12 protein-coding genes are annotated in these 12,408 nt (G+C 67.9%); 7 read left to right on the forward strand and 5 right to left on the reverse strand.

The annotated features are described in order from the left end of the window. The first annotated feature begins 32 nt into the window (after window positions 1–32). From DIE06_RS21920 to sctT, 5 genes are read left to right on the forward strand one after another with little or no spacing between them, the layout of a single operon-like run. Window positions 33–728, forward strand: coding sequence for a type III secretion protein HrpB4 (locus tag DIE06_RS21920; RefSeq protein ID WP_185733445.1), 696 nt, complete (start codon window positions 33–35; stop codon window positions 726–728). Continuing rightward, window positions 713–1,603: a type III secretion system stator protein SctL gene (sctL, locus tag DIE06_RS21925; RefSeq protein ID WP_124663145.1), complete on the forward strand. Its 891-nt coding sequence runs from the start codon at window positions 713–715 to the stop codon at window positions 1,601–1,603. Before DIE06_RS21920 ends, sctL begins: the two co-directional genes overlap by 16 nt. Next, window positions 1,600–2,967 (forward strand): type III secretion system ATPase SctN, encoded by a 1,368-nt coding sequence (sctN, locus tag DIE06_RS21930; RefSeq protein ID WP_124663146.1) that lies wholly within the window; start codon window positions 1,600–1,602, stop codon window positions 2,965–2,967. Before sctL ends, sctN begins: the two co-directional genes overlap by 4 nt. A 37-nt stretch (window positions 2,968–3,004) precedes the next feature. Then, window positions 3,005–3,535: a hypothetical protein gene (locus DIE06_RS21935; RefSeq protein ID WP_185733446.1), complete on the forward strand. Its 531-nt coding sequence runs from the start codon at window positions 3,005–3,007 to the stop codon at window positions 3,533–3,535. After that, the gene (sctT, locus tag DIE06_RS21940) at window positions 3,532–4,347 is read left to right on the forward strand and encodes a type III secretion system export apparatus subunit SctT (RefSeq protein ID WP_124663148.1); all 816 of its coding nucleotides are present in this window, start codon (window positions 3,532–3,534) and stop codon (window positions 4,345–4,347) included. The genes DIE06_RS21935 and sctT overlap by 4 nt, the downstream gene beginning before the upstream one ends. Before the next feature lie 64 nt (window positions 4,348–4,411). On the opposite strand, the gene DIE06_RS21945 is transcribed toward sctT, so the two are convergent. The 5 genes from DIE06_RS21945 to DIE06_RS21965 all read right to left on the reverse strand — a co-directional run bounded on the left by DIE06_RS21945 (window position 4,412) and on the right by DIE06_RS21965 (window position 9,998). Further along, window positions 4,412–4,663: a hypothetical protein gene (locus DIE06_RS21945; RefSeq protein WP_221624062.1), complete on the reverse strand. Its 252-nt coding sequence runs from the start codon at window positions 4,661–4,663 to the stop codon at window positions 4,412–4,414. Further along, entirely contained in the window at window positions 4,644–7,268 is a 2,625-nt protein-coding gene (locus DIE06_RS21950; RefSeq protein WP_124663150.1) for a hypothetical protein, read from the reverse strand. Before DIE06_RS21950 ends, DIE06_RS21945 begins: the two co-directional genes overlap by 20 nt. Window positions 7,269–7,332: 64 nt before the next feature. Beyond that, window positions 7,333–7,965 (reverse strand): GNAT family N-acetyltransferase, encoded by a 633-nt coding sequence (locus tag DIE06_RS21955; RefSeq protein WP_124663151.1) that lies wholly within the window; start codon window positions 7,963–7,965, stop codon window positions 7,333–7,335. Window positions 7,966–7,978: 13 nt separating this feature from the next. After that, a complete protein-coding gene (locus DIE06_RS21960) occupies window positions 7,979–9,412 on the reverse strand; it encodes a helix-turn-helix transcriptional regulator (RefSeq protein WP_124663152.1) in 1,434 nt (477 codons plus the stop codon). Window positions 9,413–9,617: 205 nt separating this feature from the next. Next, window positions 9,618–9,998 carry a hypothetical protein gene (locus DIE06_RS21965; protein ID WP_124663153.1) on the reverse strand — a complete coding sequence of 127 codons (381 nt, stop codon included), beginning with the start codon at window positions 9,996–9,998 and terminating at the stop codon, window positions 9,618–9,620. Between the two features lie 685 nt (window positions 9,999–10,683). Here DIE06_RS21965 and DIE06_RS21970 point away from each other — a divergent pair. Beyond that, the gene (locus DIE06_RS21970) at window positions 10,684–11,214 is read left to right on the forward strand and encodes a lytic transglycosylase domain-containing protein (RefSeq protein WP_409364510.1); all 531 of its coding nucleotides are present in this window, start codon (window positions 10,684–10,686) and stop codon (window positions 11,212–11,214) included. A 64-nt stretch (window positions 11,215–11,278) separates the two neighbouring features. After that, the gene (locus DIE06_RS21975; protein WP_124663154.1) at window positions 11,279–12,319 is read left to right on the forward strand and encodes an aromatic ring-hydroxylating dioxygenase subunit alpha; all 1,041 of its coding nucleotides are present in this window, start codon (window positions 11,279–11,281) and stop codon (window positions 12,317–12,319) included. The last annotated feature ends 89 nt before the right edge of the window (window positions 12,320–12,408 follow it).

Genomic DNA, 12,408 nt, shown 5'->3' on the forward strand with positions numbered 1-12,408 from the left:
GTACCATGCCACTTTCCCCGCGAGACCAGACCATGCGCGACATCGAACGTTACGGCAGCGTCGCGACGACGCTCGCGGCGCGGCTGACGGGCTACGAGCGCAATCGCGGCGCGCTGTTCGCATGGATGGACCCGGGCTGGCTGCACGATGCGCTGGCGATGCTGGGAGACGCGCGCGGCGTAGCGAGTCCGCACACGTCGCGGATCGCGCATGCGTGGCTCGCGGCGGCCGGTTGCCCGCCGCCGCCGCTCGATGCGTTTCGCTGCGAGAGCGCCGCGCTCGCGGCGTTGCCGATCGAGGACGCGCTGGGCGCGCTGTGCTTGCGAGCGCTGCATTTTCGCCGCGCGGAATTGCGCTACTGGGTCGATCGCGACAGCCGCGAGCAGATCGCCGGCTGGCTCGGGCGCCGCGGGTTCGCCGCATTGCGATGGTTGATCGAAGTCGGCAATCCGCCGGGCATCGATCGGCTGATGCGCGACCACGGTATGGCGCCGCTCGGTGAACTCGACATGCCGACCCTCGCGTGGGAAGGATTCTGCCTGTTCGCGCACGCCGGCTGGTGCGATGCGTCGTCGCCGCTCGCGTTGCTTCGCTTCGTGTGGCGCCGGGATGCGCAGCCGCCGGTGTGGCTGGGCGCATGCGACGCGGCCGGGCACCGTGACGACGCGATGCAGGTCGTTGCCCGTCTTCCGGACTTCTATCAGGAGCAGACATGGTCATCTGGTTGAGAAATGCGCACGACGAAGCGGCTGCCGAGGCCGCGCCGCAGGCGATCGGCGTGGACGGCGACATCGTGCGGCGCGAGGCGTTCGCGCAGCTGGTCGATCTCGAAGATGGCCATGCAAGGCTGCGCGAACGGCAGCGCGATGTGCTGGCGACCGCGCGTGACGAAGCCGGGCGGATCGTCGCGGCGGCGCGCGCCGAGGCGGACGCGATCCGCGCCCGCGCGCAGGACGAATTCGATACCGGCCAGCGGCGCGGTTATGAAGCCGGCCGTCAGGACGCGCTCGCGCAGTGGTACCGGGAGACGGCCGAATCGCTCGCGCGGCGCCGCGATCTCGAGATGTCGCTGCGCCGGCGCATGGCGGACATCGTCGTGCTGGCCGTCGAAAATATCGTCGCGAGCGAGCGGCCGGAGGCGCTGTTCGCGCGTGCGGCCGATTCCGTCGATCGCATCGTCGACGCGAGCTGCCATCTGCGCGTGCGCGTCCATCCGGACCAGCGCGAGCTTGCGGCCGCCGCGTTCGAACGGGCGGCGGCCGGCTGGCACGAACGCGGCCGGCCCGTGCCGATCACCGTGATCGCCGACCGCGCGCTCGAGCCCGGCGCCTGCGTGTGCGAAACCGACATCGGCTTGATCGACGCGAGCCTCGGCGCGCAGATCGACGCGGTGCGCCTCGCGGTCACGCGCGCGCTGCAGCGCACGGAGGACGCCGGCGCACCGACGCACGAGGCCGCCGCCGTTCCCGAAGGGCTGGAGGAGCGGGCCGATGCCGGGACCGACGTCGAGGCCGATGACCCGATGCGCGACGATCCGTTGCGCGACGATCCGTCGTACGGTGCGGGCGAACCGCAGCCCGACGCCGAACGGGAGTTCGCATGAAGCCCGACGGCGCGTACACGGCGTTCGGGCACGACGCCGACGAGTTCGCGCGGCTGCACACGTTCGCCGATTCGCTCGCACAGGAGCTTGGCGAGGGCGCCGCGCGGCCGAGCGGCAAGGTGCTCGAGGCGATCGGCACGCTGATCCGGGTCGGTGGCATCGATGTGCGGCTCGGCGAGCTGTGCGAGTTGCAGACCCCGCGCGGCGTGTTGATGCAACTCGCCGAAGTGGTGGGTTTCTCACGCGACACGGCGCTGCTGTCGCCGTTCGGGCAGCTTGCGGACCTGTCGCGCGAGACGCGCGTCGTGGCGCTGCGCCGCCCGCTCGAGGTACCGGTGGGCGACGCGCTGCTCGGTCGCGTGATCGACAGCCTCGGGGCGCCGCTCGATCACCGCGGGCCGATCGATGCGAACGCGTTCCGGCCGATCTATGCGCCCCCGCCCAATGCGATGAGCCGGCCGCTGATCGAGCGTGCGCTCGCCACCGGCGTGCGCGCGGTCGACGGCATGATGACGCTCGGGGAAGGGCAGCGCATGGGCATCTTCGCGCCAGCCGGCGTCGGCAAGAGCACGCTGATGGGCATGTTCGCGCGTGGCACCGACTGCGACGTGAACGTGATCGCGTTGATCGGCGAGCGCGGGCGCGAGGTGCGCGAGTTCGTCGAGCAGATTCTCGGTACGGCCGGCATGACCCGTTCGATCGTCGTCTGCGCGACGTCGGACCGATCGTCGATCGAACGCGTGAAGGCCGCGTACGCGGCGACCGCGATAGCGGAGTATTTCCGCGACGCGGGCAAGCGCGTGCTGCTGATGATGGACTCGCTGACGCGGTTCGCGCGCGCGCAGCGCGAGATCGGCTTGGCCGCCGGCGAACCGCCGGCGCGTCGCGGCTTCCCGCCATCGATCTTTGCCGAATTGCCGCGTCTGCTGGAGCGCGCGGGCCTGTCGGAGCGCGGCTCGATCACGGCGCTCTACACGGTGCTGGCCGAAGACGAATCCGCCAGCGATCCGATCGCCGAGGAGGTGCGCGGCATTCTGGACGGACATATGGTGCTGTCGCGGGACATCGCCGCGCGCAACCAGTATCCGGCGATCGACGTCGGCGCCAGCCTGTCGCGCGTCATGCCGCAGGTGACCGACCCGGCACATCGCGAGGCGGCGGGCCACGTGCGCAAGCTGATGGCGAAATACCGGGACATCGAAACGCTGCTGCAGCTCGGCGAGTATCGCGAGGGCGGCGATCCGCTGGCCGACGAGGCCGTGCGCAAGCGCGACGCGATCCACGCGTTCCTGTGCCAGCGGACCGACGAGCCGAGCCGGCAGGCGGACACGCTCGATGCGCTGCGTCAGCTGTACATGGATTGACCCGGCCGACGGCCGGCCATCGAATGGAGCGCGGACGATGCAGGATCGAAGCAGCAGGGCCTTTCGGATCGTGGTGGGGCGTCTCGAGCGCCTCGACGCAACCTTGCGCGAAACACTGCGCGCACGCATCGACCTGCTCGATGACGCGCGGTTGCGCCTCGACGAGCATCAGCACGCGATGGCGCGCGTGCGCGACGAACTGGCGCGTCAGGACGAGCGGATCGAGCGCCTGGTCGGCGGCGGCGGGCCCGTGCGCATCGATGAGTTGCTCGGCTGGCAGGAGCAGCGTTCGCGCGTCGCCGCCGAGCATGATTCGATGCAGGTGACGCGGAACGCGTTGCACGACGAGATTGCACGCATCGACGAAGAGGTCGTAGAGGCGCGTGCGGCGATCGTCCGCAACGACGCCCGTATCACGCTTTGCAAGCAGCGTCTTGCCGCGCTGCACGCGCAAGCCCAGCGGGACCAAGACGACATGCTGGACGAGGAAACCGAAGAGGGTGTGGTGGCACGCATGCTGTCGCGGCGGCGCGCGCGGCCCGATGCATTGACGCGGAGACAGGGATGAACGTATTCGAGAGCGGTATTCCGCAATTCGGCGGCGTGCTGCTGCAGTTCTTCACGCTGGTCGGGCTGTGCGGCGTGCGCCTGCTGGTCATCATGATCGTCTTTCCGCCAACGTCCGACCAGGTTCTGCAAGGGACGACGCGCAACGCGATCGTGATGCTCTGGGGCGCGTACATCGCGTTCGGCCAGCAGGCGCTGATGCCCGCATTGAGCGGCTGGCATCTCGTGCTGCTCGGCGCGAAGGAGGCGCTGATCGGGCTCGTGATGGCGTTCGTCGCATCGCCCGTGTTCTGGGTCGCGGAATCGGTCGGCACCTACATCGACGACCTGACCGGCTACAACAACGTGCAGATGTCGAACCCGAGCCAGGGACAGCAAAGCTCGCTGATGGCGACGCTGATGAGCCAGTGCGCGTCCGTCGCGTTCTGGACGCTCGGCGGGATGACCCTGCTGCTCGGTGCGCTGTTCGAGTCGTATCGGCTGTGGCCGCTCGACAGCATGACGCCCGTGCCCGCCGCGATGGTGCAGATGTTCGTGATGCAGCAGACCGATTCGCTGATGGAAACGGTCGCGAAGGTCGCCGCGCCCGCGCTGCTGCTGTTGCTGCTCGTCGACGTGGGTATTAACCTCGTCAGCAAGACCGCGCAGAAGCTCGATCTCGTGTCGCTCGCGCAGCCGGTCAAGGGCGGGATTGCGGTGCTCACGATCGCGCTGCTGATCGGCACGTTCATCGGCGAGGTGCGCGACCAGGTGGCGCTCGTGCATATCGGCGAGCAGATTCGCGAGCTGGCGGCGCCTCACGCGCGGCATTGACGGCAGCGGGGCGTATCTGCCCCGAACGCGTCGCCGGGCATCGGATGCCCGGCACGATGGCTCACTAGAACGCGCCCGCGACCCGTGCGGTGCCCAGGCCCGTTCCTACCAGAACTGAAGCGATTCGCACGGCGGAATCGATCTGATGCCGGATGATTGCCTTCTTCCGGCTGCGATCGTGTTCCAGCTTGTCCGCCATGTCGATGTGGCGACCCGCCATCTCCTTGATGAATCTCGGCTTGCTGAGACGCCCCTGAACGAATAGGCGAACCTGTTCTTCCACCTTGCGTTCGAAATCAGGCACCACGTTCTGCATGTAACCGCTGTCCTTGCCGCTGTAGGGCAGCCGGGTCATGGCCAGTTCGTCGTCGCGAGAATCGACCAGTTTGCGGATCTCGTCGAGTACCGCGACCGGTGACCTCGCCATAGAGCTGGTTGGCATTCGCCGACCATTCGAAATTCGTCCAGTAGTTTCCTCGCTCCCCCGTCACCTCGATGATGTAGGTGGTGGTATTCAATCCGGATTCCGAATGGAACCCCGAATCGCCGATCTGCCTGATCCTGGCGTGGTTCCACTCGTTGACCAGTGTGGCCGTGCGCGCATCGAACGTTGACTCGATCGCCTCGTAGTGCGCCGGGAAGGTGGGCCGTGCGACAGCAGGCCCGGGTAGTGCGGAAGGCAAATCGATCATGCGATAGAGCGCATCGTTGCCGGTCGGCTTGGTGGACGGAAGCGGCCCGGGTTGCGTGACGGTGTTGCCCATCAGCAAGGCCGCCGTGTTGGTGTCGGTGCCATGCTCGCCGAGAAAGGCGGCCGCGGCACTTGCCGCCAGTGTCCAGGCCGGCCGTGTGCCGGGGGCGGGGATGCCTGCGCTCGCCACCTGCGCGTAGGCCAGCTGCCGCGCCGGGGCAACAGCCGGTTCGGAGGATCCGGCACCCCGGCGCGCCGCCAGCAGGTGCGCGGCGACCAGCGAACCCTCATCCGTTGCGCCGCCCAGCGCGGCAAGATGCGCGGTCGCGGCCGCGCGGCGAGCCATTGCCTGGTCGCCATCCGCGCCGAACGTTTCACATGCCGCGCGCGCCGCGACCATCGCGGCGCCGTGCCGATTCGGCGCGGAGTTGCGGGCGTCGGTCAGGGCCTGCACGATGACGTCGCGACGCAGCCGTTGCTCGTTATCGTCACCGACGAGCGCGACCTGCGTCGCGGCGTTGTCGTGGCTTTTCCGTACCTTTTCGTAAGCTTCCTGCACGTTCAGAAGATGGATGCGTTCCTGGAGGAGACGCTTCTCGTACGCGACGTGCTGACGATCCTGCCGCTCCGCCGACATCGTGGGCGCGTGCCAGCCTGCCAGCGCACGCGGCAGCCAACTCGGGCGGGACGTGGGCTGCTCCTGCGGCTGCTTGGCCACCACGGCAGCCACTTGTGCGTGCGCGCGAGAGAGCTCGGCTTCCGCTTTTCGGAGCGATGCTTCGGTCCAGCTCGCGTTGGCTCGCAGCGTCTGGATCGCGCATCGTGCTGCCGCATCCGCGGCCTTCGCGATGTCCGCGGCGGGAATTTTCTCGATGAACAGTTCCCGGGCAGCCGTGTTGATTGCCGTGAGGTCCGGCCCCAGTGCGCGTCTGTCCATGGCCTTGACGGCTTCACGCATGCTCGCGAGACCCTGCGTGGCGTCGTCGTAAGCCTGCGCGATTGCGCCGAGTCGTCCGGCCGTCGCATGATCCTGACCGGGCGAATGCATCGATTCGGCGGTGCGCACGACTGCCTGCGCGACGTGCGCCGCCGTGGCCGGGTCGTACCCGGCCCGTCGCGTCAATCCGGCGCTTGCGCCGGCCGCGGCATAGCCAGCCGGGCCGTCAGCGCCGAGATCGGTCCGCGGGTCCGACGCGAGCTGCTCGGCGAGCACGACCGCTTCTTGCGCGGGCATGCCGGCGCGGAACGCATGGATCGCGGCGGCCTTCACGGAATCGAGGCCGTTCGAGCCGCCCCAGCGGTGTTCGAGTTGCGCGACGATCGCCGTTTCGAACGGATCGGCGGAGATGGCGTGGCCGGCAAGCTGAATCGTCCGGCCCGCGCTCAGACCGGCGCCCAACAAGCGATACCGATCCGCGGCCGCCTTCGTGCCGACGACCCGCTCGACCACGACCGGCGCGCACGGACCGTCGATGGCGGGTACGGTCATCAGCCGGGCCTGGCAGAACTCGCGCGTCCCGATCCGTACGATCCCGGAGGAGCGGGCCGGCTGATCCAGCGCGTCGAATGCGTCCGCGGCGAGCCAGTTGGCCGACGTCTTGGCGGGTTGCTGACCGAACATGGCCCATTCGCCGTTCGACGTACTGAAAAGCTCGATCGTCGTATCGGGCGTGAGATTCGCGGTGACGGGATGAAACCCGCTGAATGTGGCCGATTTTCCGGTTTCGGCGGCGCGCTCGGCGATCACCCGAATACGATCCACTTTCCCGTCGGCGGACTGAAGCGCCATCGTCCGGACGAAAAAATGTCGCTTGCCGACGGTAATCGTCGTCGCGCCGTCGTTCCCTCGACCGTTACTGATCTTCGGTTGCAGCATCCCGAAGTCGACGCAATCCCCGATTCCACGCTTCACCGACGACCCGCTGACCCGCTCGGCGATCCGGCTCCGCAATCCGGCGAGCTTCTGTTTCGCACCGGCGAATCGATTGATTCCTGCGGGCCGCGCGAATGCAGCAGCCGCGCTCGAGCGCGGTGCCGGCGCGGCATGCGCGTCGTCAGCCGGCGAAACAGGCGACGACGTCTCGCGTCGTTGTCGCTGAAGACCTCCGAGGTGTGGGGGGGAATCGGCGCGTGACGGCCGAGAAACGGATCGGGACGCGCGCTGCTCGGCGTCGGCGGCCGGCACGCCGATCGCGATCGCATCGGCTTGTGCGGGCGGTGATGTTCTCATGTGCGATGGGATTTTCGACGAACGAGCCGGTGAGCACGCCGCTCCGCGCGACACGCGATGCCGCTCATGGTTCGGGGCGGTCCTGAACGACCGGGAACGGCGCGTGCCGCAACGCCAGTCGCCGCGCGATGCGCGACGACGTATCGTTGGCGCCACGCGTGATGGCGAACAGCAGCGCGTCGCAGGCGGCCAGGTTGCGATTCGGGCGCGGCTCCCAGTTGGCCAGCCTCGCCTCGAGGGTGAATCCGAGCCGCGACATCGTGCTGGCCGCGGGGCCTTCGGGCGCGCAATACGCGTGGATACGGTACAGCTGCGGCTGCGTGAGCAGCCAGTCGATCAGCATCAACAGCGCGGCCAGCCCCGCGCGTCGCCGCCGATGGCCTTCGCAGCGGCTCGTGACGACGCCGATCTCGGCGCGCGGCGGCGCGGGCGCGAGATCGATCGCCGCCACGAGGCGGCCGGTCTGCAAGTCCTCCATCGCCCAGGTGAAGCGCGTCTTGCTGGACCAGCCGAGGCGGCAATGGCGGATGAAAGCGCGCGTTTGCGCGACGTTGCGATGCGTCGGGAACGGCAGCCATTCCGTGACGGCGGGGTCGCCGAGCAACGCGTGGAAGAGTGCGTCGGCATCGGCATCGACAAACGGCCGCAAGCGGAGCGCGTCGGTTTCGATGATCGTCGGCGGACAGAAGGTATTCATGCCGTGCCCCGCGTCAGCGCGCCAAGGTTTCGGAAGGCGTTTCCTTGAACATCTTCCGGTAGCCGTTCAGGAGTGTCGAACGATGTTGCACGCCCCAGCGGTTGGCGATTTGCAGCACGCTGGGGGCCAGCGTGTCGTCCGCCATCAGTTCATCGCGAATGTGCTCCATCCGTTGGCGGCGGATCAGCTCGCTCGGCGTGATGCCGAGATGGGTCTTGAACGCGAGCTGCAGCGCGCGTTCGGTGACGCCGATATGCGTGGCGACTTCGCGCACGGACAGATCCGGGCGATCGAGACATTCGGTCAGGTAGCGGTACGCGCGGCGATATTTTCCCGGCAACCGTGCGCTGATGTCGTCCGCGACGGGTTCGGCGCGCTCGCCGGACGCGGATGACAGCAGCGAGCCGTCCTCGCGCACGTGCTTGATCGAGAGCAGCGCATACCGGCCATACAGCTGCGAATAGTCCTGCAGACGCCCCTGCTGCTGACGAACCTTCGACTGGCAATAGAGGTACTCGAGATACCAGCGCGCATGCTGGTTGCCGGGCATCGACGTGTCGTTGAACATGCGCAGCATCGTTTCGGCGATCCGCGTCGCGTTGCCGGCCAGCGCGGCGAGCGCGACTTCGAGGCGCAGCGCGCGATGGTAGTCGTGCAGTCCGGCCCCGACGCTCCAGCGCAGATACACCTCGATGCGCTCCAGCACCGCCTCGCTGCCGCGCGCGAGCGATTGCAGCTGCTGAAGATAGTCGGCGCGCTGCGCGAGCACGGCGATCATCGGCGTCTGTTCGTCGGACAACGTCGACATGCCGCCGCCGACCTCGTTCGCCGCCGGCTCGAGGGCGACCGGATGCCCCGAGTGCCAGTAGATGTGGTCGGCGATCGGCTCGCAAGCGCGCAGGTGGTATTGCGCGAGCAGATCCCGGCGCAATGCATCCACCAGCCGGCGCCAGCGCTTGTCCGGCGCGGCGACGGCCAGCTCCGACATCATGTCGAGGCGCGTGCGTGCGCCGTCGAGGCGGCCGAGATGGAACAGCACGAGCGTCGCGCCGACGAGGCTTTCGAGACGTTGCGTCGGCGACGCTTCGTCGGCAATGCGCTTGAAGCACATCAGCGCGGTGCCGAAACGGTTGCGAAACAGTGCCTGCCAGGCTGCATTGCGGCTCAGTGCCGCCCGGATCGCGACGCGCTCGCCAGTCAGCGCCTTCTGCACTCGACGATACGTTTCTTCCGCGTCTTCATGGCGCCCCAGCACGAGCTGGACGTCCGCATACGCCTGCAATGCTTCGACGTCCGGCGCGCCCGCTGGCCGTTCCGTGTCGGCGCGATGGGCGGCGAGGTTCGCTGCATCCAGGAACTGGCCCGCGAACATCTTGGTACAGAACGTCGACGACGTATCTGCCGACGACAAGGCCGATGCGATAGCGAAATAGAGGGTGGACAGCATGGCGTGCTCCTGTCGGAAAAGCGGTTGAGGTGCGAACGGATGACAGTCATTTGTCGAGTACATCGTTGCACCCGGGGTCCGGGTGCTCTGCGATCTTTGACGTTCTGTTACCGTTGGCTGGCCGCTCCGACGCCGCGAACGAGCGCGGCGGGTGGCCGTGGCACCACGCGCCACCCGCCAAGCATCCGTGATGCGTCGCGCATGCTTACCTCTTCGAAAGCTCCTCGATCTTGTGTGCGCCCTTCACCAGGATTTGCAGGATTGCGTTGAAAGTCGACAGGGCGATGTCGGCGATCTGGCCTCCCATGTTCACGAGTTGCGATAACCGCCGCGGCATCCAATGCGATTCGGCCGGTCGCCCCGGCGGCGGACCGTAGCGCTGAGCGCCATCGAACTCGGACTTCCACCCCGGCGGCCGCCCCGGTGACGGACCGTCGCGCTGAGCGCCATCGAACTCGGCCTTCCACCCCGGCGGCGACCCCGGTGGCGGACCGTAGCGGATCCCGGTTTCTCCGGGCGGGTGCGGCGAGGCCGGCGTGTAGGCTGGCGGCGGATCGGAGGCTATCGATGACGATTCCGCGTCCATCCTCGGAGGTGCCGACGTCGGCCGCAGACGCATGGGCGAAGGCGCATGATAATGCCCGAGGCCCTGCAAGGAAACCGCGTCGCTGGCCCTTACGGGGCGCGGCGCGGCGATCGAAGGTGTGTCGTTCGCCGGCGTCGACGGGCCAAGTGATCTTGCCCGGCCAGCCGGAAACGGGCGCACCGATATCCGGCTGCGCGAAGGGCTGTCCGCTCGTGCATGTTGAAGGCTCATCAGCGCTGACGAGATGGATTGCGATCGCGACCGCGGAGATCGCGGGGCGCCGTCCGAATGATCGGCACTACCGGGTCTGGAATGGTCCCCGATGGATTCGGCGTTACCGGGCGACGGCGATACGGTTCTGATGGATGCCACGTGATTCTCCCAGCGCAGGAAAGGGGTGTCGCGGTTATAGCCCCGCGTGGCCGCTCGTCGTGTCGGCGGGACGAAGTCTCGTGGCGTCACCCGAACGGCGGGCCATCGAGTCGCGGCGAGCACCGCTCGCGGCTTCGAGTGCGCGAAGCGACACGCGCCGATCCGAACCGCACGGCACGTTGCGGCGGTGGCGCGATGGACGTCGATCACGGCCGTGGTTACTTTTCATCCGGCACGGCGACGGTGCACGGTGCGTGTGTTGTCCGTGCGCGCCGACCGGACATGGACCGGACTGCGCGCGCGCCGTGCACCCATGCCGACCATTCGACCCATCGGATCCAACACGACTCGTCGATATTTCCTGCCGTCGCGGCAATGGACTCGCGGCGGCCGTCACACCATCGCACGCGGCATGGCCGCCGCCGTGCTGTCCTGTTGCCTGACCCCGTGCGCGTTCGCGGATTGCTTCGACGCGGCGGCGAACTATCAGGGCGTCAGTGCTCACGTGTTGCGCGCGATTGCCTGGGTCGAATCGCGCGGCAACCCGGCGGCCGAGCATCGCAACGTCAACGGCTCGATCGATATCGGGGAACTGCAGATCAACTCGATTCATCTGCGCGAGCTGGCCGGTTTCGGCATCGATGCGCAGTCGCTGCGCGACGAGTGCGTGAACATCTACGTGGCCGCCTGGCAACTGAAGAAGCAGATGCTCAAGCACGGCAACACCTGGGAAGCGGTGGGCGCCTACCACTCCGAAACGCCGAAGCTGCGCGATGCCTATGTGCGCCGGATTCAGCAGACGTTGACGCGATGGGGCGGCGGACCGGCGCAATTCGAACCGTGAGCGTAAACAGCGCGCGGCGCTTGCGGTAGTGCCCGCCGCGCTTCGCGACAAGAGGACCAGAAACATGACATTCATTCGAAATGCCTGGTATATCGCGGCATGGAGCCACGAGCTGTCGACGGACAAGGGGTTCGGCCGCACGCTGCTGGGTGACCCCGTGATGCTGTTTCGCGACGCCCAGCATGGTGCGCGCGCGCTGTCGGACCGTTGTCCGCACCGCTTCGCGCCGCTGCACAAGGGCGATGTCCGCGACGGGACGGTGGGCTGTCCCTATCATGGCCTGCGCTTCGACGGCACGGGCCGTTGCACGCACAATCCGCACGGCGACGGCCGCATTCCGGCTGCCGCGCACGTGCGCAGCTTTCCGGTGATCGAGCGTCATGGCGCAGTGTGGATCTGGATGGGTGACGCCGCGCTGGCCGACGCGGGTGCGTCCTTGCCGGATTTCTCGTTCATCGATCCAGAGGATAACGAAGTGAGCACCGGTTATCTGCTGACGCGGGCGCACTATCAGTTGAGCGTGGACAACCTGCTCGACCTCAGCCATTTCCAGTATCTGCATCCAGACACGCTCGGCAGCGACGCGATCGCACGCGATCCGGGCCGCGTCGAGCAGGACGGCGACACGGTGCGCTCGTCGAGGCGAACGCAGGCGGAACGGTTGCCGGCGTTCGTGGCGCGTGCCTTCGGCGTGCCCGATGGCGTGCGAGCGGATCGCCATCTGGAAGTGCGCTGGGATCCGCCGTCCCTGCTCGCGATCGACGTCGCGGTGTGCCCGAGCGGCGCGGCCCACGGGCGGGTATCGCGCTCGGCGCATCTGCTGACGCCCGAGACGGCCGCGAGCACGCATTATTTCTTCGCGTTCGGTCTGCCGAAGGCGCTCGGTCCCGCGGCGCGCGCGCTGGTCGATTACGCGGTCGCCGGGCTGATGGTGCCGTTCCGCGATGAAGATCTGCCGATGCTCGAGGCGCAACAAGCGGCGTTGGGCGTAACGGATTTCTGGGCGCAGCGGCCGGTACTGCTCGCCACCGACGCAGGCGCGATTCGCGCACGCCGGATCGTCGAGCGTCGGATCGCGGAAGAAGCACGCGGCACCAGCGCGTGAGAATCCGGTTCGTGCGGAGCGCGTGAGTGCTGTAGAGAGGGGCCGGCGTCGAACATGCCGGCCCCTGTCGTGCGTTCGGGGAGGCACGC

The organism is Burkholderia sp. Bp8998, from assembly GCF_003854235.1.
Taxonomy (GTDB): Bacteria; Pseudomonadota; Gammaproteobacteria; order Burkholderiales; family Burkholderiaceae; genus Burkholderia.